The following is a 22,870-nucleotide window of genomic DNA, read 5'->3' on the forward strand; positions in this document are numbered from 1 at the left end:
AGGAATAACCGTGAATTGATGCCCATCACTCATGCAATACCTGATAAATCGTGCGTGCCATGACCTCTCCAAGCCCAGGCACCAAAGTCAGTTCTTTTTCCGAGGCGTTTAGCACCCCTTGTATTCCACCAAAATGTGTTAGTAAATCGCGGCGGCGCTTAGGCCCAAGCCCTGGAATCACTTCTAATACAGAACCTGCACGGCGTTTATCACGTTTGGCACGGTGCTTGGTAATCGCAAAACGGTGTGCTTCGTCACGTACCTGTTGAATCAGATGCAACGCTTTATGATCTTCTGCCAACTGGATTTTTCGTCCATCGGTAAAGTGTAAAGTTTCCAGTCCTGGTTTACGCCCTTCACCTTTAGACACACCAAGCATGAACGCTTCAAGCCCCAAGTCTTGCATCACCTGCATCGCCATGTGCAATTGACCTTTACCGCCATCAATCAAAAGTAAGTCAGGCAAAGGTGCTTTTTTATAACGGCGGGTCAAGGCTTGACGCATGGCAGCGTAGTCATCCCCTGCCTGAATATCTTCAATTGCAAACTGGCGATAATCGCGTTTACGTGCCCCACCCTGATCGAACACCACACAGGATGCAATGGTGGCTTCGCCCATGGTATGACTAATATCAAAACATTCAATACGGTCGATCGGGCGTTCAATAATTTGCTCTAACTGATAAAAACGCTCGTGCAATTCCTGATGTTGATTCAGTTGCCCTTGAATCGCATGTTGTACATTCATTTGCGCCAGCTCAAGCCACTCGGCACGGGTTTCCCGTACATTCGGTTTAATCTGAATTTTCTTCTGGAACTGCTGACTGAGTGCCTGTTCCAGCTCACTACGATCAGGTAGATCCGTATTCACGATCAATTCCTGTGGAATTTCATCGGCCACCTGAAAGTAAAAATTGGCAATAAAATCACTGAGCATTTGCCCCAGATCATCACTGAGCATATCGGGGAAATAGCTTTTTCCACCGAGCATACGCCCATTACGCACATACATGATCTGTACACAGGTCACACCTGCCTGCTGTGCAATCGCCAAAATATCAGCTTCACCTTTGATTTTATACACGGCTTGCTGTGCTGAAACTTGACGCAATAATGCCAGTCGGTCACGATAAAACACGGCCTTTTCAAATTCTAATTGTGCCGCTGCTGCTTCCATATTTTGAATCAGTTCTTGATTTAACTCTTTCGTGTCACCCTGCAAAAAACGAATCGAGTTTTGCACATCTTGCGCATAGTCTTCAGGTGAAATCAGCCCGACACAAGGCGCGGTGCAACGTTTAATTTGATACTGCAAACAAGGGCGTTTACGCTGAGAAAAATAACTGTTTTCACACTGCCGTACATTAAACAGTTTTTGCAAAATCAATAAAGTATCGCGTGCAGCATAAGCACTCGGATAAGGCCCAAAGAATTTACCAATCTGATGTTTGCCCTTACCGCGTCCACTGGCAATCCGTGGATAAGGCTGATCGGCCGAAATGAAAATATACACATAAGATTTATCGTCCCGCAGCATGATGTTATACGGCGGGCGATGCAGTTTAATCAGGTTTTGTTCAAGCAATAACGCTTCAGTTTCAGAGCGCACCACCAGCGTTTCAATATCATAAATACGTGCAACCAAAGCCTGAGTTTTTGGATGTTCAATGGTTTTGACAAAGTAACTCGATACCCGATTTTTCAGGTTTTTGGCTTTGCCCACGTACAGCAGTTCACCCTCCTTACCCAGCATTTTATAAACCCCTGGCAATTGGGTCATTTGGGCAAGCAGTTGTTCAATGTGTTCGCGGGCGTTTGGGTTCACGGCTGACTCAGTAATCAAAACATTTATGACAGTATGTAACGCCTGAACCCACAGATTTCAAGAATAAAATGACTTAACGTGCCGCAGTATTACAATTCGCAAGTTCACGTGAACCACTGCGCCACTCAGCTCCTGCCGAATTGCTATAGCTACTGATTTTGCCAATTTTTGCTACTAAGTTACGGCAAGACTCAACCGACAAATCATTCCCCCAAGGGCCTGACATGCTGCATTCATGTCCATTACAGTCCCACATCACAGGCGCACCGCCTGAAATCTGTGTTTGAACTTTGCCACGATAGTGGCTTGCGGCATACCATATAGTTTCACCACGGTTGCTTGGGCGACTGGCTGCCTGATTACACTGATTCAAAGCAGGTGAACCCACTGACCACATGCGTCCCGCCGAATTGCCATAATAACGTAATTCACCGACTTTGCTTGCCAAGTTCTGACAAGACTCCAAAGACAAATCATTGCCCCAAGGGCCTGACATTTGGCATTCACGCCCATTGCAGTCCCATGTCACCCCTGCACCTCCTGAAATACGAATATTCACATTGCCGCGATGCTCTGAACCCGCAAACCATGTCGTGGCATGCCCCAACACACTCAGCCCCAATGCTGCCAATAAAACTGCCAGTTGTTTGGTTTTCATCTATTTTCCCCAAGATTATTCTGATGAATTTATCTCCAATTTTATGGATTATTTATTTTTAAACAATGAAAAAGAATATTTTTTATCCATAAAAAAACGCCCATCATTGGGCGTTTTAAATCACATGCTTTTATTTAAACACATAAGGACGAATAAAAATCAGGAAGAAAATTCCAAGCATCAGCGCCCATTTTAAAACGTAGTACAGCTGACGATTGGTTTTTTTCAAGGCTTTGGCTTTTAAACGAATCTGATACACATAAGCAAAGGCTTTATTTAACCCGCCTGTTTGATCACTTGTATCATTCGGTGAGCTTGCCGCAGTCATGACACTTTTACCAAACCAGTGGTTAAATTTTTCCATCAAACGGCTTTTGAGGGGACGTTCAACATCGGCAAAAAAGATAATTCGGTTTTGCTCTGTGGTATTTTCAGCATAATGAATATAAGTTTCGTCAAATACGACACTTTGCCCGTCACGCCAAGAATAGCGTTGACCATCGACATCAATAAAACAACGATCATCATTCGGCGTGATTAAACCCAAATGGTAACGCAGTGAACCTGCATACGGGTCACGGTGACGAACCAGACGGCTATTTGGAGCAAGTTCAGTAAACATTGCGGCTTTAATCGTTGGCAAAGTTTTTAGCAACGCCGTAGTTTTAGGGCAAAGCTCAGCTGCTGAAGGGTGTGCTGAGTCATACCATTTTAAATAAAAACGTTTCCAACCCGTTTTAAAAAATGAGTTAAAACCTAAATCGTTGTAGCTGTCTGCTGCCTTAATTCCGCCACGCGAATACAATGCTTTGGCTTCATCACGAATCATTTCCCAATTTTCATCAAGGACTTTCAGGTCTTTAAAGTATTGCGTTTCGATATAAGGCTGATTTGGCACTTTCGAAAAGGCATACATTAAAAAATTAATTGGTGCGAGCAAGGTTGAATGGTCAAAGAACTGACGATAAAACGAATGACGCACTTTGCCGCGATATTGGATATACAGTGCCGATATCACAAAAATCACTAAAATAATCCATTTAATCATAGTGTTACTCAGAATTAATCAATGATTCGATCAGCCTTAAAAAAGCAACTGATTATCATGTTGTGAAATTTTACCAAAAAAATAAAAACTTACTAGAGAAAAGGCTATTCTTAGAGGAATGTTTAAAAATAATTCTAACTTTGATTTTTATAAATTCAGGCAAAATCATTTTCATTGATTATTGGGTAGATTGATCAATCACGCAATGATTATGCTGCTTTCATCACGATTTAGCCCATGTTTATTGTTGGATAATACCGCCTTATGTCACTTCAGTGTGCAGTCTCAAACCTCCATCTGAATTTGCTGATCGGTAATTTCTGGCGAGCCGTGTATTCGAGTTAAAGCTCTGTGGAATTTTGTATGCATCCTCCTTGTAGACCATCTATATAATTGACTCAAATGACAAAAAATACATTTTTATAATTTTTTTAAAACTCCCAGATGATATTTCTTCAAGTCAATGATTTAAGTCATGATAAATTCTAGAAACCTGTATTTTGCGTATGCATATTCAACAAAAAAACTGTCCAGTTCGCTTTTGATGCAAAAAATCAGTGACCATTGCGTCACGGCTTGATACAACTCCAAGCATATTTTTTGTTTAGAGTTATCGTAAGATGAAAAGCATTCAATCATGCGTGCTTTGCACCATAACCCAATAACATCAACGTACAAGTCCTCCAAAAAAAGGAGATCAGGGCATGATCCACGCTGGCAATGCCATTACCGTCCAAATGCTACAGGACGGAATTGCAGAATTCCACTTTGACTTACTCGGTGAGTCGGTTAATAAATTCAATAAAGCCACCATTGATGACTTCCAAGCCGCAATCGCTGCGGTACAAGCGCATCCTGAAATTCAAGGCTTGGTAGTAACCTCTGCCAAATCGACATTTATTGTCGGTGCAGACATTACTGAATTTGGGGAAAACTTTGCTCAAGGTGAGCAAGTGATTCAGGACTGGCTGGTAAGCATTCATCAAGTGTTTAACAGCTTTGAAGATTTGAATATCCCGAAAGTGGTTGCGATTAATGGCATGGCTTTGGGTGGCGGTTTTGAAATGTGTCTGGTCTGTGACTACCGCGTGATGGCACAATCGGCACAAGTCGGCTTACCTGAAATCAAACTCGGAATTTTCCCGGGCTTTGGTGGTACAGTGCGTTTAAGCCGTATCATCGGGATTGACAATGCGGTTGAATGGATTGCCATGGCGGTTCCGAAAAAACCAGATGCAGCACTTAAAGATGGTGCCGTTGATGCCGTGGTTGCTGATGACAAAGTCGTTGCCGCTGCCCTTGATTTGGTGAAACAAGCCATTGCAGGACGCTTGGACTGGAAAGCTAAACGTCAGGAAAAACTTGATCCTGTTAAGCTTAATCAAATCGAACAAATGATGGCATTTACCACCGCCAAAGCTGCGGTGCTATCCAAAGCCAACCCTGCCCAGTACCCAGCACCAAAACTAATGCTGGACTCATTGCAAGCAGGTGCAACACTCACTCGTGATGAAGCAGTCAAAATCGAAGCGCAAGGCTTTGCTAAAGCTGCGGTGACGCCACAGGCAGAAGCATTAATTGGTTTATTCATTAACGATCAGGTTGTGAAAAAAGCCTCGAAAAAACACGAAAAAGGCGCACATCCGATCAACCAAGCTGCTGTTTTAGGTGCAGGGATTATGGGCGGTGGTATTGCCTATCAAGCTGCAAGTAAAGGCACGCCAATCATTATGAAAGACATTGGCAATCCACAACTCGCGTTGGGGATGTCAGAAGCCAATAAACTGCTGACCAAGCAAGTCGAACGTGGCAAACTGACAGCGGCAAAAATGGGTGAAACTTTGACCCGTATTCGCCCATCTTTAAGTTATGACGAATTTAAAGAAGTCGATATTATCATTGAAGCCGTGACTGAAAATCCAAAAGTCAAAGAAATAGTTCTTGCCGATGCTGAAAGCAAAGTGCGTGATAACACCATTCTTGCATCCAACACGTCGACTATTTCTATTACCCGCTTAGCCAAAGCGCTAAAACGCCCAGAAAACTTTGTCGGCATGCACTTCTTTAACCCTGTGCATATGATGCCACTGGTCGAAGTGATTCGTGGTGAACACACTTCTGAAGAGGCAGTTGCAACGACTGTGGTGTTGGCTCAGAAAATGGGCAAAACCCCGATTGTCGTCAATGACTGCCCAGGCTTCTTGGTGAACCGCGTTCTGTTCCCTTACTTTGGCGCGTTCGATCTGTTGCTTAAAGACGGCGCAGACTTCCAGCAAATCGACAAAGTCATGGAAAAATTTGGTTGGCCGATGGGTCCTGCTTACCTCATGGATGTGGTCGGGATTGATACAGGCGTACACGGCGCTGAGGTCATGGCGGAAGGCTTCCCTGACCGTATGAAACCAGACTTCAAAGGTTCAATTGAAACTTTATATGAAGCGAAACGTCTCGGTCAGAAAAATGATGTCGGTTTCTACAAATACGAACTCGACAAGAAAGGCAAAAAAGCCAAAATTGTTGATGCGACAACCTATGAGCTGATCGCCCCTGTTGTCACAGGTGAAAAACACGAGTTTGACCCGCAAGAAATTATTGACCGTATGATGTTGGCGCTATGCAACGAAACGGTTCGTTGTCTAGAAGATAAAATTGTTGCTACACCACATGAAGCGGACATGGCCATGATTATGGGTATTGGTTTCCCTGCCTTCCGTGGTGGGCCATGCCGTTATGTCGACCAGACTGGCGTCGCTGAATACGTGGCACTGTGCAACACCTATGCACATTTGGGCAAAGCCTATGAAGCACCGCAATTGCTGCGTGACATGGCTGAAAACAACAAGAAATTTTACGGTTAAGGAGCAGCGTGAATGACTACTTTAAATCCACGTGACGTTGTGATTGTTGATGGCGTACGTACCGCCATGGGCAAATCCAAAAACGGAATGTTCCGCAATGTGCGTGCCGAGCATCTGTCGGCTGCCCTGATTCGTGCGTTGGTGGCGCGTAACAACTTTGACGTCAATGAAGTTGAAGATGTGATCTGGGGCTGTGTGAATCAGACCCTCGAACAAGGCTGGAACATTGCCCGTAATGCCAGCTTGCTGGCTGGTTTGCCAAAAACCGTTGCAGGTCAAACCATCAACCGTTTGTGTGGTTCATCCATGCAGGCGATTCATGCTGCAGCAGCTCAAATCGCAACGCATCAAGGTGAAATTTTCATTATTGGTGGTGTAGAACACATGGGTCATGTCAACATGATGCATGGCGTTGACCTGAATCCTGAAGCCTCTAAACATTATGCAAAAGCCTCAAATATGATGGGCTTAACCGCAGAAATGTTAGGTCGCATGAATGGCATTAGCCGTGAAGAACAAGACGCTTTTGGGGTTGAATCACATAAACGCGCTTGGGCAGCCACCCAAGAAGGTCGCTTTAAAAATGAAATCGTCGGTGTTGAAGGTCACAATGCCGACGGCTTTAAAATCTTCTGTGATGTCGATGAAGTGATTCGTGCCGATGCGAACTTGGCTGCGTTCCAAGCACTTCGTCCTGCATTTGACCCGAAAGGCGGAACAGTGACCGCGGCAACTTCATCGGCGTTGTCTGATGGTGCATCTGCCATGTTACTCATGTCTGCTGAACGTGCCAAAGATCTCGGTCTCAAACCACGTGCCGTGATTCGCTCAATGGCAGTGGCAGGTTGTGATGCGGCAATTATGGGTTATGGCCCTGTACCTGCGACACAAAAAGCCTTAAAACGTGCAGGCTTAAGTATCTCTGACATTCAAACCATTGAACTGAATGAAGCCTTTGCTGCTCAAGGTTTGTCAGTACTCAAAGGCTTAGGTTTGTATGAGAAACAGGATATTGTCAACCTCAACGGTGGTGCAATTGCACTTGGTCACCCGCTCGGTTGTTCAGGTGCGCGTATTACCACGACCTTGCTCAATGTCATGGAGCAAAAAGATACTCAAATCGGTCTAGCGACCATGTGTATTGGTTTAGGTCAGGGTATTGCGACCATTATTGAACGTATTTAATTTAAGCTTGAAAGAGAATCCCCGCTGAGTGCGGGGATTTTTTTATACGTGCTTCACCAAATGCAACAACCGAATATTCTCAAATAACGGCTGTCCCACATTCGCATCGATTGGATAATCTTCAGTTTCACCTGTCAGCACATAACCCCGACGCAAATAAAACTCGATTAACTCGGTACGACAAGACAACACCGACATTTTAAACCCTGTAACCGCAAAATTTTCCTGAGCAAAATCTTCTGCAAACTGCAACACCTGTTTACCCAACCCTTGATTTTGCCGCTGTGGATGGGTGGTCAACATACCAATATAGGCCTGATCTTTATGTTTCTGCACATGCACACAGGCAACCAGTTCAGCAGCATCAAACAACAACAAGATTTTAGCGTCAGGAACAAATAAATCCTGAAGTTGCTGAGCAGATATCCGCTCGCCTGAAACCACATCAGCTTCTGATGTCCATCCACGCACATCTTGTGAGCGGTAAGATAGATTTACCAGTTTAACAATGTCTGGAATATGCTGTTTTGTTGCTTCTATAAACATGATCAATTCTGGTTTCTTGTATTTTATTTCAGCATTAGATCATGCTTTTTCAAGCATTGACATTAAACATGGTGAAAAAAACAATGAACCTCGATAAGCGCCTTGTATGGTTTTTACCATCACCATTGCCCATAACAGCACAATACATCCTGCAAAGCCTAAACCGATATACAACAAAGCCTGACTCTGGATTTGCTGGGCAAGATTTAAAATCGCCAGATCAAACACACCCAAAGGAAAAGTCAGCCCCCACCATCCCAGATTAAAGCTCAACCCTGTACGGCTATGTTTATAGATCGTAAACAATGCGATAGCGAACCACCACAATCCAAAGCCCAGTAAAATAAAACTGATCCAAATACCAGCATAGTGCATCAAATTGCCGAGTTCGACCAAATGACACGCTGCCAAAATACGAGGGGCTTGTTGTCCCAAAAGCAGCAATGCCAGCGCACCTGTACCAATAGGCCCTAATGCCAGACAAACCGACATTGCCATTTGCGCTTCAGGTAAGCGATGCAGTGCCAAACGCAGCAATAAAATCGTCAATACTGCAAATGCAGGTAAAACTGACATTCCCCATAAAACATAACAGCCAAAGAGTAAATTCATCGCAGCTTGACTGGCAGGAAAATGTGCCAACAGAACACCTCCAGAGCTTGCCACCACTTCTGCCGTCACAATGGGCAATAACCAAATCGCGGTCATGGTGTTTAACTGATGCTGCTGATATACAAACATCAGCATCGGGACACCCACTGCCACAATCACCGCCAAGACGACGTCGACTCCCCATAAGAACTCAGCCAAGGCCAAATGTTGCGGCATGAATTTAATCAGACCATTGATGATGGTTGCCAATCCCATTGGAATCGCGCCAAAGAAAAATGCCATGCTTGAATGTTGAAAAATCTGTTTGGCTTCATGAAAATAAAAAAGCCAACGCAAGCTATACAACACGGCAAATAAGATAAACAGCACAATATTTGCCAGCCACAATATACGCGCCAACTCCTCACAAGATGCTGTCATTATCGGAGATGCACTCAAGAGTAGTGCGACGACTCCAGTTCCCATATTGACCGTGAACCAGTTTGGTGTGAAATGTCGAATCAACTGTTGTGGCTGTTGCATCACAAACATCCTATGAATATTTGTGATTATCTTAGACCAAACCAATTATCAGTAAAATTGATTTATTTTTATTTAAAAAATAAGTTTTATAAATATAAAATACCTAAATCAAGCGGTCTATCCATCTATATACATTTATTCATTCGTCGACTATCCCGAGGCTTTCAATTGCCCGCTTAAATATCTCATTTCCACAAACTCATGAATCCGTCTTTTTCACTGAAGGGAAATCGACTATTTTGCTGATAAAAATAAATACCGTTCTGTTATCGCTCAAATATCAGCAGGCTGTTATGGCACAGCTTTTCATTCCCCGATCTAAGCTTTACTATGCAAAGTCTATTTATCAGAGAATCTGAATATGCGTGTAGATATTTGGTCAGATGTGGTCTGCCCATTTTGCTATATTGGCAAAAAGCGTTTAGAACATGTCGCACAAGAAGCAGGCATTGAACTTGACATTCATTGGCATAGTTTTGAACTCGACCCAAATGCACCTGCTAAACATATGCTCAGCAACACCGAGCGTTTGGCACAAAAATACGGACGTAGTTTTGCCGAAATGCAAGAAATGGAACGTAATGTTGCTGCGCTTGCTGCCAGTGAAGGCATTGACTTCCAGTGGGAAAAAGCCAATTCAGGCAATAGTTTCAATGCACATCGCATTATTCATTTGGCACAAAGTAAAGGCCTGGGGAATCAAGCCAAAGAAGCATTCTTTCATGCCTACATGACCGAAGGTTTGGCGATTGGTGAGCGTGAAGTCATCGAAGAAATTGCCTCACGTATTGGCTTAGATCATGCCGAAGTCGAGTATGTGCTCGATTCAGACGAGTTTGCTGAATTTGTGCGTCATGATGAAAAAATTGCGCATGAGCAACTGAACATTTCAGGCGTGCCTTTTTTTGTTTTTGAACAAAAGTTCGCACTTTCAGGTGCTCAGCCGCGCGAAATCTTCTTACAAGCCTTGCAACAGGCGACTCATATTCAACAGGATACCGATGCAGCTCGTTGTGATGATAAGCAATGTCAAATCCCACCTTCACCAGCGCAGTAAATCTGCGCTTTTCAAAAACCAGAAAATACCACACTATTCATATTAAATATTAATTATATAAACGAGTTATCAATTATTTAACGATCTAAAAATGTTTTTATTAAACATATGTTTTAAACTGAATGAACTTGTTTATAATTAAAGCCATCTGTGCTTTTTCATCAGGCTACCATGCTACAGTTACAAGAATTTTTACAAGAAAAAGTTCGCTATGATCAGCTGAATTTAGACGAACTGATCGAACTTGCAAACCACTATACAAATCAAGAGACTAAAGAATATCGGATGCTGGAATTAGCCCTGAATCAGATACTGACACAATATCTCAACAAAGCTAAAAACTATATTAGCAAGTGAGCTATTAACAATGAATTTATTAGAAAAAGCATTGCTGATTAAAGATATTCATCAAACCATTGCCACGATTGACAATGAGCATGTACCGCTGTTTAAGCGTGCTCAGGCAACCCACCATCTCAAAGAAATTTTTCAACTCTGTGAAAAACCAATTACCTTTCGGACACCGAAAGGTACACATGGTACGTCTGAAGTGCATGTAAATTTAAGCAATGAACTGCTGAAGCTGTCCAAATTTAAAAATAGCTATCGGGGTTTGTTTTATGATCGCTCCTTACTGTTACAGGCTCTGAATCAGAATCCCAACATGGGATGGGCAATTTTATATAATCAGGAACAGCGGCTTTGGCAAGTCTGGCTGATTCCACAAGCACGGCGTGGCGCTATTCATTGTAGTTGGAAAGGACATTTAAACGAAGGCTATCAATGGATGTTACAGCAACAAAACCTGTTGCAGTGTTTACTGACAGATGATGAGTTTAATGAACGTCTAGGTATTCAAACCCCAGTTCGAGTAGAACAGCAAACGCCCGACCAATTGCCAAATGTTGCACTACTAAACGATCTCCCCCAAAAGCTTTCTCCAGAAAAAACCGATCATTCAATCAATATTCACCAAACTTCACCGATTCGAATTGAGGGTTTTAGCCAGTTATGTTTTGAAGTCATTTTTCAAAGTCATGACCATATTTCCAGCTACCTCACCTGCTTTAGTTTGTCTCAGCGGGTCGATGAAATGCAGCATGCTCCGACCGTCGTTGCTGAACGCATCAATACAAACGGACAATTTTTAGGCTATATTGCTATTTTAGGCATTCGTGATATTCAGACCGCGGGGCAACTCGCACAGCAATACTGTTTGCAAACCGATACGATCTTAGCCAGCGTCAAAACTCTCTCATGGGGCCAGTTTCAGGCCAGTTATGAACGCATTGAACTCCTCTTCAATGAGTATTTACATGCCAAAAATCTGTGGCAACAGCAATATATGTACCCGTTTATTCCAGCCTCAATGATTTTGCCGCAGCGTTTTATTCCTTTTGAAGAAAGTGAAGCCAATTTAGAAACGCCCTTGCTTCTGATTAAAGAACGACAAAAGTATCGGGTCTTGCATGGTGAAAAACGGTTACAACTTGCCCCTGACGAGCTTGGTTATCCATGTATTTTATTTTCACGCCAAGATGGCGTGAGCTGGCAGCTATTTCGTGAAATTATCGAGGTATTGCCTCAGCCGATTCGTGCAGAAACCTTATATGCTCAAACCCAAAAACTGTTGGCAGAACATTAGTTTTTAAGCAGCTTTTAAAATAGCAGATTTATTCTCATATGCTACATCAATGTTTTTGATGCCTTTATGCCCATGATTTATTTCAATGCTTTTCTAGATCGAAAATTGCTGATTGTGGCACTACTTGTTTCTACAAATACTGCTGCCAACCAACTGCTTAGCCAAGAACAGCAACACCACTTATTCTCATTTTCCAATGAAAATATCTGCCGGTTACACAATCTGCAACCCACATATTTATGGTCGCTTTCGCCATTCCAAAATGTACCCGAAAATACGTATGCGCCTGAGTTTGACCCCTATTCACAACAGCTCAGCAATGAACTCATGGCTGTATTTTCTCAAGATTCTTTGTCACAAAAAGCACAAAAAGCTGAGCAAAATCGCCGTAAACGCCGCATTTTTGGCGAAAATCATACAGAGAAGACAGCGCGTAAAAAAATCAGTACAGACAATCACTGGGTCAAGCATGTGCTCTCTGATTTATCCCAAATGTTACCTTTTCAAAATGATATGAACCTCGGTTCAAATTCGCCTTCTGATGTCTATGTTGAACTCAGTGCCGAGAAAAACTGGAAGCTCACCCCCAAATTTAGCTTTGACGCAGCGCAAACTTTTCGCTATGGCGCACAAAGCCGTAACTATTCGGAAACCAATTTTAAACTGACACAGCACGAGTCTAAAACAACGCTTGCATCAACACAGTTTTCAGTCGTCAAAACCTTTGATGAAACCTACACTTGGGATAACCATCTCTTTCGTCAGCAGCAATTTCCTAACGACAAGCGTTTAACTTATGGTATTTATTCGAGCGGTATTTATGACAAGACCAAGCGTGATATCGAATTACAAAGCTGGGGACCTTATGTCTCTTGGCGAAGACCATTATTGTACAACTGGATTTATATCGAAAATGAAGTGTCTTATTACAAGGAGTTAACCAGTAATGAGGGAAAACATATTTTTAGTACCTCACTACAATTTGAAACTAACTTCTAAACCGACGAATGTGTTGATCAAGATAAGAAGCATTTCTAAAGTGAAATTATTTTCAATATCCTCAAGATTATTATTAATTAAATAACTGATTTTTAAATATTTTTTAAAAAATACCAATTCAATTTGGTTAAAAAATAGCGTAAACTTGGCTTTCCTTCTGCTGATCTTGCATTTTAATTATGTTGATACCGCATTTTGATGATACTCATGAAGATGATTTGATTCATCCAGAACAACGGGCTAAAGCTGCCAGTAAAACCACTTGGGTCAGCGTGGTCGTCAATTTATGTCTATCTATTTTGCAAATCCTGATCGGTATTTTTTCTAAATCGCAAGGTCTAGTGGCCGATGGTATTCATTCTTTAAGTGATTTAGTTGCTGACTTTATTGTATTAATTGCCAATCACTTTAGCCAGAAAGATGCCGATGATGATCACCCATTTGGGCATTATCGCTTTGAAAATGCAGCTTCTTTTGTGCTAGGACTTCTATTGATCGGTGTCGGGGTTGGCATGTCGATCTCTGCAATTAATAAAATTATGCATCATGAACAGATTGCACAAGTACATAGCGTTGCGATTTATGTTGCAGCGACTGCCCTGATCGCTAAAGAACTGCTATTTCGTTACATGCTTCGTATCGCCAAACAAGTCAAATCCAGCATGCTGGTCGCAAATGCGTGGCATGCGCGTTCGGATGCGGCGTCATCTTTGGTGGTGATGGTCGGGATTATTGGAAATCTCATGGGTTATCCGATTTTAGACCCGATAGCAGCCCTAATTGTTGGCTGTATTATTTTAAAAATGGGTGTTGAGTTTGGATGGGATGCACTCAGTGATTTAATGGATCGTGCTGCCGATGAACATGAAGTCGAAGCCATTCGTAAAACCTTTTTAACCACAGCAGGCATCAGTGGTGTGCATAATATTCGTAGCCGTAAAATGGGTGACATGATTATTGTTGATGCACATATCGAAGTGGATGGTTCACTCAGTGTACGTGAAGGTCATGATATTGCAGTCAATGTACGCAATCAGATTATGCAAAAACATCGCGTGATTGATGTGATTACCCATATTGACCCGGTATAAATCTAGCTTCATCTCGATAAAGAAGCAAAAAAGCCTCTGATTTACAGAGGCTTTTTAGATTTAACAAACTATTATTTTAATAACAGGCTGTTAATTCGTTTTACATATGCTGCTGGGTCTTCAGGCAAGCCACCTTCTGCAATCACTGCCTGATCAAAGATCACATTGGCTAAGTCATCAAACTGCTCTGAGTGATCAAGTTTTTTCACCAATGGGTGTTCAGGGTTAATTTCAAGAATTGGTTTACTTTCAGGAACCGCCTGACCTGCCTGTTTCAACATACGTAGCAACTGTGGTGATAGCTCGCCTTCACTCGTCACCAAACATGCAGGTGAATCGACCAAACGTGTAGTTACACGCACTTCCTTGGTTTTGGCTTTAAGTGAGTCAGACAGTTTGTCGACTATAGGTTTAAAGTCTTCGGCAGCTTTTTCTAGCGCTTTCTTCTCTTCAGTATCCTGTAAGTCGCCCAAGTCCACCGCACCTTTAGACACGCTTTGCATTGGCGTACCATCGAACTCATGGACAAAGTTCATTGCCCATTCATCGACACGGTCTGCCATGAGCAACACTTCGATGCCTTTTTTCTTGAAGATTTCTAGCTGTGGCGAGTTTTTCGCAGCCGCCAAACTGTCAGCAGTCACGTAATAGATGGCTTTTTGCCCTTCTTTCATGCGTGCTTTATAGTCAACTAAAGAGGTGCTGATCTCATCATTGCTTGAAGTTGCAAAACGTAAGATTTTTAAAATACGTTCACGATTACCAAAGTCTTCACCCAAACCTTCTTTCAAGACAGCGCCAAATTCAGCATAGAACTGCTTGAATTTTTCCTGATCTTTTTCATCTTCTGATTTTGCCAAGCCATCAATCACGGTCAAGATACGGCGCGCATTACCTTCACGAATAGTTTTTACATCGCGGCTTTCTTGCAGTAATTCACGGCTGACATTTAGTGGCAAGTCAGCACTGTCCACTACACCTTGTACAAAACGCAAATAGTTTGGAATCAGGTTATCCGCATCATCCATAATAAACACGCGTTTTACGTACAGCTTAATGCCTGCTTTGGCTTCGCGGGTGAAAATATCTTGGGATGCTTTGCTTGGAATATACAACAATTGTGTATATTCAGTATTGCCTTCAACACGGTTATGCGCCCACGCCAATGGTGCTTCATAGTCATGGGTTAAATTCTTATAGAACTCAACATACTGTTCTTCCGTCACGTCACTCTTGCTACGTGTCCACAATGCATTTGCCGAGTTAATTGCTTCCCACTCATCAGTTTTTACATACTGACCTGCTTTCGGTTCTTCACCCTCTACGGTTTCTTCTTGTTGCCAAACTTCTTTTTGCATTTGAATTGGCAAGCTGATGTGGTCAGAGTACTTATTGATGATTTGTTTAACTTTATAAGATTCTAAGTAATCGAGTGCATCTTCACGCAAATGCAAAATAATGTCTGTACCACGCGATGCTTTTTCAATTTGTTCAACTTCAAACTCGCCTGTACCACCACTAATCCAGCGAACCCCTTCAGAGGCAGCCACACCTGCACGGCGTGACTCGACTGTAATTTTATTGGCAACAATAAAACCTGAGTAGAAGCCAACACCAAACTGACCAATCAGTTGTGCATCGGATTTTTGATCACCTGTCAGCTTCGACATAAAGTCTTTAGTACCTGACTTCGCAATCGTACCCAAATTTTCAATGGCTTCTTGCGCGCTTAAACCAATTCCGTTGTCGGAAATAGTGATGGTTTTCTGGTCTTTGTCCAGACTGACACAGACATGTAAATCAGCATCATCTTCATAAAATTCTGGGTGATTGATGCCTTCAAAACGCAATTTATCACACGCATCTGACGCATTCGAAATCAATTCGCGTAGGAAGATTTCTGGGTTGGAATATAGTGAATGCGTCACGAGATGCAAAAGCTGGGCAACTTCTGCTTGGAAACTATAATTTTGTGAAGCTTTTTGTTCGCTCATGAATCACTCCTTTAAATATACATCGGTATTTTTTCTTGAATGCATTATGAATGGAGTAATTCTGAAATTTTTCAATGCTTACCCTATAATTTTTTTCACACTAAAAAGGCCCATGATTCAAAATACGTTGCTGAATGATTGTATCGAGCTGTTGTTGGCGCTGCTGATAAGCTTTGATTAAGCAAGAAATATTTGCTCCACAGGCATTACGTGATTTGAGCCATTGCCATTGAATTTCTTTCTGTTGGTCACGTCCACCCATTGGCAAAGCGTGCAGAATAATTTGATAGGTGGTTGCCATTTTCACGTCAGCATCATTCAGTGAACGTCGCTGGCAAATGGATTTTTCTGCCTTTAAACTGGCTTTGTCACAAGAAAAACTGGCAGCCTGAGCTTGCGAATAAACTCCCAAGACCAAAATACAAAATCCCATAGATAATCGAGTCATCACACTTTCCTCTACAATCCATTTGATCACTCTAATCTAAAGCTTCAAGCTTATCCAACCCATCATATTTATATGGCAATTCAGTACATCACTGTATCAGGCATAAAAAAACCTCATTCAAATGAATGAGGTTTTTAATTCTAACTCTGTTGCAAAGAGACTTAGAAACGGTAGCTATAACCGATAGTATAAACCCAAGGATTCACATCTAAAGTACCAATTTTTGTACCATTGAGTTTAAGGTCAGAACCAATATCTGCATAACGGACATCTACGAAGACACCCCAATTTTTCGCATCAGCAGGTTGGAAGTTAAAACCAACCTGACCAGCAACGCCATAAGCATTGTCGGCTTTAAGCTTAGCACCATCAACAGCAATTTTTTCACCCCATGGGATCACTGCTGTCGCACCTACACCAATATATGGGGTAAAGCGAGTCGAGTTTTTAAAATTATATTTAACAGTCAATGTCGGTGGTAATTCTTTAAAAGACGCAATTTTTTGACCATTTGTTTTTACATCATGCTTCAATGGTGTTGCCAACAACAATTCAGCAGAAACATTACTTTCACCAAAGAAATATTCTACAGATGGTGTAAAGCTGTATGCACTGTCAGCTTTAACATGCGTTAATGCACCATTTGCCAATGTATTATTATCTTCTGATGGAGCAACAACACTACCACCAACTTTCACTTGCCAATTACCTGCAAATGTTGCAGAAGAAGCCGCTAATAATGCTAGGACTAATGTTTTTTTCAACATGTTTACAACCCCTTTTATAAATTAACTAAATATTAAAAGCTGATTTAAACGAATGCAATACATTTTTTAACAACAATCAGAATATTATTTATAATATATTGTTTTAATTAAAATTTATTTTTAAATCATATTAATTTAGTTGGGTTTTTAAATCTCAATTTATTATATCAAACCATTTTAATCTGATTTAATTTTTATTAATCCAACCATTTTAATATGATTATAAAATCATTATTCAAACTATTTTAATCTGATTTATTATAATTAATTATCATAAACAAAATAGATTATGAAACAAGTTTATTTTAAAAATAATATTTGTGATTTGTGATTTGTGATTTGTGATTTGTGATTTGTGATTTGTGATTTGTGATTTGTGATTATTATGCTGAGCTTATTTTTTACTTTTGCAAAAAACCAGTATCTCTAATACAAGATTCAACCTGTACCAAGATCTGACTCCAAGACATTTCCATAGCACGGCACAACTGTTTCAATTTGGCAAATCTGGATTCACTTAAATAGCTGAACAGGCGTTAACCAAACTGATGTTTAGTTTTAAAAAAATTAAATAATTTATTGTTTTAATTAAATTTTATGACATGATTGTTGATTAAAAAAATAAAGGGCTATCCGAAGTATAGCCCTATGAACCCATACGAAAACCGTTTATTTGTTTTCTTGGATGGCAGCGCCAGCGCCCCCACCAATTGCACCACCGATTGCTGCGCCTGCATCACCACCTAATACCGCTTTACCAATGACCGCGCCCACACCTGCGCCAATTGCGCTACCTGTTGTGGTTCTTGAACTACCATTTTGGGTATGGCTAGCGATACCTGCACCTGCAGCAGCACCAACGCCTGCACCTAGACCACCGCCCACATGGTTCCCTGCACCACCACCAATTGCACCACCTAACGCTGCCGCACCAATACTTTGCTCAGAAGGTGACATACTTTGGCAGCCAACCAGCATCATGCCAGATAAGGCAGTAAGTGCGCATAAACCGAGTAATTTTTTCATCATTTTGCTCCTAATAGACTATGCTGTTGTTCAGTATCAGACTAAACTTTTTTGTAGTAAAAAATCATCACATTTTGTTACAACCAATCGTTTTATTACTTTTTTTTGTAATTGATCAAAAGACACGCATATAGCACAAATTCTTCAGTATTCATCAGGAAATACTGAAGCTGGGCAAATATTGTGTGAACTCACAGTCAAGCTTCTATACAATATGCGCGCATGAATTGGAGTGAACAATGTCAGAGACATCTACTTTACGGCGCGGGTTAAATACGCGCCACATCCGTTTCCTTGCGCTAGGTTCAGCGATTGGAACGGGGTTATTTTATGGTTCGGCATCTGCAATCAAGCAGGCAGGACCATCTGTTTTACTTGCCTATATGATTGCAGGTGTCGCCATTTATATCGTGATGCGCGCACTCGGTGAGATGGCGGTACACAACCCTGTTTCAGACTCATTTAGCCATTATGCCTCTGAGTATCTCAGCCCATTGGCAGGTTTTACCACGGGTTGGACGTATGTCTTTGAAATGGTCATTGTGGCGATTGCCGATGTGACCGCATTTGGTATTTACATGGGTTTTTGGTTTCCCGATGTTCCGCGCTGGATTTGGGTACTCTCAGTCATTTTATTCTTGGGCGCGATTAACCTGATTCATGTCAAAGTCTATGGTGAAGTCGAGTTCTGGCTGTCTATTGTCAAGGTCACGGCAATTATTGCCATGATTTTGGGTGGTTTTGGCATCATGCTGTATGGCATGCACATACCAAACAGTGACTTTACCCCAGGCATCGCCAATTTGTGGCAGCATGGTGGCTTTATGCCAAACGGAATTTCTGGTTTTATTGCCTGTTTCTCCGTGGTGGTATTTGCATTTGGTGGAATTGAAATTATTGGGGTGACTGCAGGCGAAACCCAAGACCCGAAAACTGCGATTCCACGTGCCATCAATGCCGTGCCGATCCGTATTATTCTGTTCTATGTCCTCACGATTTTTGTATTGATGTCAATTTTTCCATGGAACCAAATTGGAACTGCAGGTAGCCCATTCGTTCAGATTTTTAAAGGTCTAGGCATTAAATCAGCAGCAGCAATCCTGAACATCGTGGTCATTACTGCCGCTATTTCTGCCATCAACAGTGATGTATTTGGCGCAGGTCGCATGATGTACGGTATGGCACTCAAAGGTCATGCACCCAAAATTTTCTGTAAAACCTCAAAAAATGGCGCACCACTGATGCCTGTTGTGGTCATGACCCTCGTGCTTTTGGTTGGTGTGGTTTTAAACTATCTGATTCCAGAAAATGTCTTTGAAATCATTGCTTCAATTGCAACATTTGCAACCGTTTATGTATGGCTCATGATCTTACTGGCACAAATGGGCATGCGTAAAAAACTCAGTGCGGAAGATATCAAGAAACTGGATTTCCCAATTATCGGTTGGCCTGTTGCGCCAATCATTGCCACAGCATTTATGATTTTTGTGATTGCCATGATTGGTTATTTTCCAGACTCACGCCCAGCGCTCTATGTCGGAGCAATTTGGCTCGTCCTCCTTGCAGTCGCACATAAGTTTTTAGTTAAACCGAAAAACCGATCAAAACTCTAGAACTTATTTCACATGATTTGAATGCCTTGCTGGCACACCCAGCAGGGCATTTTTTATGATTATCAATTGGTCAAAGCGTACAATATCAATTAATCAAAACCAGATTCCTAGATTATTTTGAGGGCCATCTATGAAAAAAGCCTACAGCAACCGCCGTGTCATTTATATTGCTTTACTTGGCAATCTAATTATTGCGGTGGCTAAGTTTATTGCGGCTTTTCTCACCTCTAGTGCCGCCATGCTCAGCGAAGCGGTGCATTCGGTGGTCGATACACTCAACGAAATTTTGTTATTGCACGGTTTAAAAAAATCCCAGCAAGCGCCCGATGAAGAGCATCCGTTTGGTTATGGGCGTGAACTGTATTTCTGGTCATTTATTGTAGCGTTACTGGTTTTTGCACTGGGTGCAGTGGTGTCGATTTATCAAGGCCTTCATCATATTGCTGAACCTGAAGCCATTACTTCACCAATGATTAACTATGTCATTCTTATGATTGCGTTTGTGTGTGAAGGGTTTTCTTGGTTGCTGGCACTCAAAGGTTTTCGCAAATACAAAGGCAATATGGGATATTTTGAAGCCTTTCGCAAAAGCAAAGACCCCACCACTTTTACCGTTTTATTTGAAGATAGCGCGGCACTATTAGGTTTAATGATTGCCTTCTTGGGTGTATTTCTCTCGCATTATTATCACGCCCCTGTGCTGGATGGTGTTGCATCTATCCTGATTGGCTGTATTTTGGCGGTGGTGGCATTTTTTATGGCACGGGAAACCAAAGGTCTACTGATGGGAGAATCTGCCGATCCTGCGCTGCCGAAGCATATTTTAGAACTGGTACAGCAAGATTATGCTGTACTACATGCCAATGGCGTACTGACCCAGCAAATGGGTGCACATCAGGTGATCGCCTCACTCAGTTTGGAGTTTAAAGATAATCTGACTTCAGATGAGATCGAAACTTGTGTTAACCGTCTGGAAACCCATGTCAAACACATGCACCCTGAAATTGTCGGTTTATTTATCAAACCACAGACTAAGCAGGTCTGGCTACAACGCTTGGCAGAACGTCGCCGCAGCGTACAGCAAGATAAAACCTAAGATAAAAAAGACAAGGCATTTACCTTGTCTTTTTACAACTTCACTTTGTAGGCTAGGCTTATGCTTCAGCAAACAAACCTTCAAACAAGACTGAAGACAAATAGCGCTCGCCGCTATCTGGCAAAATCACGACTATAGTTTTTCCAGCATTTTCAGGACGTGCAGCCAGTTTCGCTGCTGCTGCCAATGCTGCACCACATGAAATACCCACCAAGATCCCTTCTTGGGTTGCAGTTTTACGTGCCCATTCCAAAGCTTCTTCACTGGCAATTGGTAAAACTTCATCGACTAAACTCAGGTCTAAGTTTTTAGGAATAAAGTTTGCGCCAATACCCTGAATTTTATGTGGTGCTGGAGTAAGATCTTCGCCACGTTGGTGTTGGCTAATAATTGGTGATTCTGCAGGTTCAACAGCAACTGAGTACAATGGCTTGTTTTGTACTTGTTCAAAGTAGCGTGAAATTCCCGTAATAGTACCGCCAGTTCCAACGCCTGACACCAAAATATCGACTTGACCGCCTGTCGCCTGCCAAATTTCAGGGCCTGTCGTGTCTTGGTGGATTTGCGGGTTGGCAGGGTTTTCAAACTGCTGTGGCAGGAAGTAAAGTTCTGGCTGTTCAGTGGCAAGGCGTACTGCTTCATCTACCGCACCTTTCATCCCTTTTGCAGGTTCAGTCAGTACCAAGTTTGCACCAAGTGCCTTCAGTACTTTACGACGCTCTAGACTCATGCTGGCAGGCATAGTTAAGGTAATCGGATAACCTTTTGCAGCCGCAACAAATGCTAAAGCAATGCCCGTATTACCACTGGTTGGCTCAACAATATGCATGCCTGCTTTCAGCACACCACGTTTTTCAGCATCCGCGACCAGTGCTGCACCCACGCGGCATTTCACTGAAAATGCAGGGTTACGGCTTTCAACTTTTGCCAGTACAGTTGCCCCACCTTGAATAATACGGTTAATGCGAACCAGTGGCGTGTTACCAATTGCTTCGGCGTTATTGGCATAAACCGCAATACCTAAATTGGCTGGCGTTGGAAATTGTGCATCTGTTGTCATAAGTCTTCCTGAATAGTTTTTTAAAGGCTATTTCAAGATCATAAACCGTTTTAATTCACAATCTCAAATAATCCAGAATCCTATTTATGAATTTTTATGCTAAACATATTCTTTAAATGGCTAAGCAAAACCTGTTCTACTTAATTAAGTTCTAAAGAGATTTAACTAAAAATTTTAATATAAATATTTGTCAAAATTTATTGGCTCTTTAGCATTTAGTACACTTTGAGAATTTGATATATTCTGAACCAGTAAGAATTTATTATGTTTCATTAATTTGATAATAAGAGGCTCAATTCTCAAAAAATCACATCGTATCAAACCATCTACAGTATGTAAGAATATTTCTCTTTTTATGTTCTGATCATCTAAATATCTATCAAAATTTTCAATTTCTTGTGCTTGAAAACAAAATTTATCTCCAGTAATTACCTTAACTAATGTTTCATAAGGTTTTACTATTTCAAAGTTGGTCACACTATGATTTGTACCTTCACATTCAAGTTGAACAAAGACTTTATTATTTAGTAATAAGTAAAATGAATTAATTATTAATGGCTTATCCTTCTTGTTTACAAGAATTAATGTTCTCTCTCCATTTGCAATCCCAAAAGCAGCTGCTACTTTATTTCCATGTTTCCTTAAATAATTTTTAATACTAATATACAAACCCAATAAAGTTAGAATTATTGTAAATAGCCCCTTAATTCCAGTAACTTGTAGAATAGCAACTAGATAACTCATAAAACTAAAAGTAGAGTGCTTATCTTGTAATTTACTAGCAATATTAATAACTTCATTGATAAATATTGCCAACTAT

The 22,870-nt window shown here is 41.6% G+C and carries 20 protein-coding genes; 9 read left to right on the plus strand and 11 right to left on the minus strand.

Going from position 1 to position 22,870, the window contains the following annotated elements:
* Positions 1–25: 25 nt before the first annotated feature.
* From uvrC to lpxO, 3 genes are all read right to left on the minus strand, one after another.
* Entirely contained in the window at positions 26–1,825 is a 1,800-nt protein-coding gene (gene uvrC, locus E0H77_RS07295) for an excinuclease ABC subunit UvrC (RefSeq protein ID WP_131376363.1), read from the minus strand.
* Between the two features lie 73 nt (positions 1,826–1,898).
* Positions 1,899–2,483, minus strand: coding sequence for a DUF8200 family protein (locus E0H77_RS14045; protein ID WP_131376366.1), 585 nt, complete (start codon positions 2,481–2,483; stop codon positions 1,899–1,901).
* 130 nt (positions 2,484–2,613) lie between these two features.
* Complete coding sequence (gene lpxO, locus E0H77_RS07305) at positions 2,614–3,531, minus strand: lipid A hydroxylase LpxO (protein ID WP_131376369.1); 918 nt, start codon at positions 3,529–3,531, stop codon at positions 2,614–2,616.
* Between the two features lie 704 nt (positions 3,532–4,235).
* Between lpxO and fadB the strand changes: the two genes are divergently transcribed.
* Positions 4,236–6,389, plus strand: a complete 2,154-nt coding sequence (fadB, locus tag E0H77_RS07310) for a fatty acid oxidation complex subunit alpha FadB (RefSeq protein WP_131376373.1) — start codon at positions 4,236–4,238, stop codon at positions 6,387–6,389.
* 12 nt (positions 6,390–6,401) lie between these two features.
* Entirely contained in the window at positions 6,402–7,574 is a 1,173-nt protein-coding gene (gene fadA, locus E0H77_RS07315; RefSeq protein ID WP_131376376.1) for an acetyl-CoA C-acyltransferase FadA, read from the plus strand.
* 42 nt (positions 7,575–7,616) lie between these two features.
* On the opposite strand, the gene E0H77_RS07320 is transcribed toward fadA, so the two are convergent.
* Both E0H77_RS07320 and E0H77_RS07325 read right to left on the minus strand, forming a co-directional pair.
* Positions 7,617–8,120, minus strand: a complete 504-nt coding sequence (locus E0H77_RS07320) for a GNAT family N-acetyltransferase (protein ID WP_131376379.1) — start codon at positions 8,118–8,120, stop codon at positions 7,617–7,619.
* Positions 8,121–8,159: 39 nt separating this feature from the next.
* Positions 8,160–9,254: an SLAC1 family transporter gene (locus tag E0H77_RS07325; RefSeq protein ID WP_131376382.1), complete on the minus strand. Its 1,095-nt coding sequence runs from the start codon at positions 9,252–9,254 to the stop codon at positions 8,160–8,162.
* Between the two features lie 361 nt (positions 9,255–9,615).
* On the opposite strand from E0H77_RS07325, the gene E0H77_RS07330 reads away from it, so the two are divergent.
* From E0H77_RS07330 to E0H77_RS07350, 5 genes are all read left to right on the plus strand, one after another.
* Positions 9,616–10,311 carry a DsbA family oxidoreductase gene (locus tag E0H77_RS07330; RefSeq protein ID WP_131376385.1) on the plus strand — a complete coding sequence of 232 codons (696 nt, stop codon included), beginning with the start codon at positions 9,616–9,618 and terminating at the stop codon, positions 10,309–10,311.
* Positions 10,312–10,482: 171 nt separating this feature from the next.
* The gene (locus tag E0H77_RS07335) at positions 10,483–10,668 is read left to right on the plus strand and encodes a hypothetical protein (RefSeq protein ID WP_131376389.1); all 186 of its coding nucleotides are present in this window, start codon (positions 10,483–10,485) and stop codon (positions 10,666–10,668) included.
* 10 nt (positions 10,669–10,678) lie between these two features.
* Positions 10,679–11,956: a hypothetical protein gene (locus E0H77_RS07340; RefSeq protein WP_131376391.1), complete on the plus strand. Its 1,278-nt coding sequence runs from the start codon at positions 10,679–10,681 to the stop codon at positions 11,954–11,956.
* A 66-nt stretch (positions 11,957–12,022) separates the two neighbouring features.
* Positions 12,023–12,955 (plus strand): hypothetical protein, encoded by a 933-nt coding sequence (locus tag E0H77_RS07345; protein ID WP_228258303.1) that lies wholly within the window; start codon positions 12,023–12,025, stop codon positions 12,953–12,955.
* A 179-nt stretch (positions 12,956–13,134) separates the two neighbouring features.
* Positions 13,135–14,046 (plus strand): cation diffusion facilitator family transporter, encoded by a 912-nt coding sequence (locus E0H77_RS07350; RefSeq protein WP_131376394.1) that lies wholly within the window; start codon positions 13,135–13,137, stop codon positions 14,044–14,046.
* 71 nt (positions 14,047–14,117) lie between these two features.
* Here E0H77_RS07350 and htpG read toward each other — a convergent pair whose 3' ends face one another.
* The 4 genes from htpG to E0H77_RS07370 all read right to left on the minus strand — a co-directional run bounded on the left by htpG (position 14,118) and on the right by E0H77_RS07370 (position 18,281).
* The gene (gene htpG, locus E0H77_RS07355) at positions 14,118–16,040 is read right to left on the minus strand and encodes a molecular chaperone HtpG (protein WP_131376397.1); all 1,923 of its coding nucleotides are present in this window, start codon (positions 16,038–16,040) and stop codon (positions 14,118–14,120) included.
* 100 nt (positions 16,041–16,140) lie between these two features.
* Entirely contained in the window at positions 16,141–16,488 is a 348-nt protein-coding gene (locus E0H77_RS07360; RefSeq protein WP_131376400.1) for a lysozyme inhibitor LprI family protein, read from the minus strand.
* Positions 16,489–16,649: 161 nt separating this feature from the next.
* Positions 16,650–17,255, minus strand: a complete 606-nt coding sequence (locus E0H77_RS07365; RefSeq protein ID WP_131376404.1) for an OmpW/AlkL family protein — start codon at positions 17,253–17,255, stop codon at positions 16,650–16,652.
* A gap of 669 nt (positions 17,256–17,924) precedes the next feature.
* Positions 17,925–18,281: a YMGG-like glycine zipper-containing protein gene (locus E0H77_RS07370; RefSeq protein WP_004902478.1), complete on the minus strand. Its 357-nt coding sequence runs from the start codon at positions 18,279–18,281 to the stop codon at positions 17,925–17,927.
* 239 nt (positions 18,282–18,520) lie between these two features.
* On the opposite strand from E0H77_RS07370, the gene E0H77_RS07375 reads away from it, so the two are divergent.
* Positions 18,521–19,894 (plus strand): amino acid permease, encoded by a 1,374-nt coding sequence (locus E0H77_RS07375; RefSeq protein WP_131376407.1) that lies wholly within the window; start codon positions 18,521–18,523, stop codon positions 19,892–19,894.
* A 130-nt stretch (positions 19,895–20,024) separates the two neighbouring features.
* Positions 20,025–20,990 (plus strand): cation diffusion facilitator family transporter, encoded by a 966-nt coding sequence (locus E0H77_RS07380; protein ID WP_131376411.1) that lies wholly within the window; start codon positions 20,025–20,027, stop codon positions 20,988–20,990.
* A 58-nt stretch (positions 20,991–21,048) separates the two neighbouring features.
* Here the strand turns inward: E0H77_RS07380 and cysK are convergent, their stop codons facing one another.
* The gene (gene cysK / locus E0H77_RS07385; RefSeq protein ID WP_131376414.1) at positions 21,049–22,050 is read right to left on the minus strand and encodes a cysteine synthase A; all 1,002 of its coding nucleotides are present in this window, start codon (positions 22,048–22,050) and stop codon (positions 21,049–21,051) included.
* A gap of 174 nt (positions 22,051–22,224) precedes the next feature.
* On the minus strand, positions 22,225–22,866 hold the full coding sequence (locus E0H77_RS07390; RefSeq protein WP_131376417.1) for a hypothetical protein: 642 nt from the start codon (positions 22,864–22,866) through the stop codon (positions 22,225–22,227).
* Positions 22,867–22,870: the final 4 nt, after the last annotated feature.

The sequence above is a fragment of the Acinetobacter brisouioides genome (assembly GCF_004331075.1).
In the GTDB taxonomy this organism is placed as follows: domain Bacteria; phylum Pseudomonadota; class Gammaproteobacteria; order Pseudomonadales; family Moraxellaceae; genus Acinetobacter.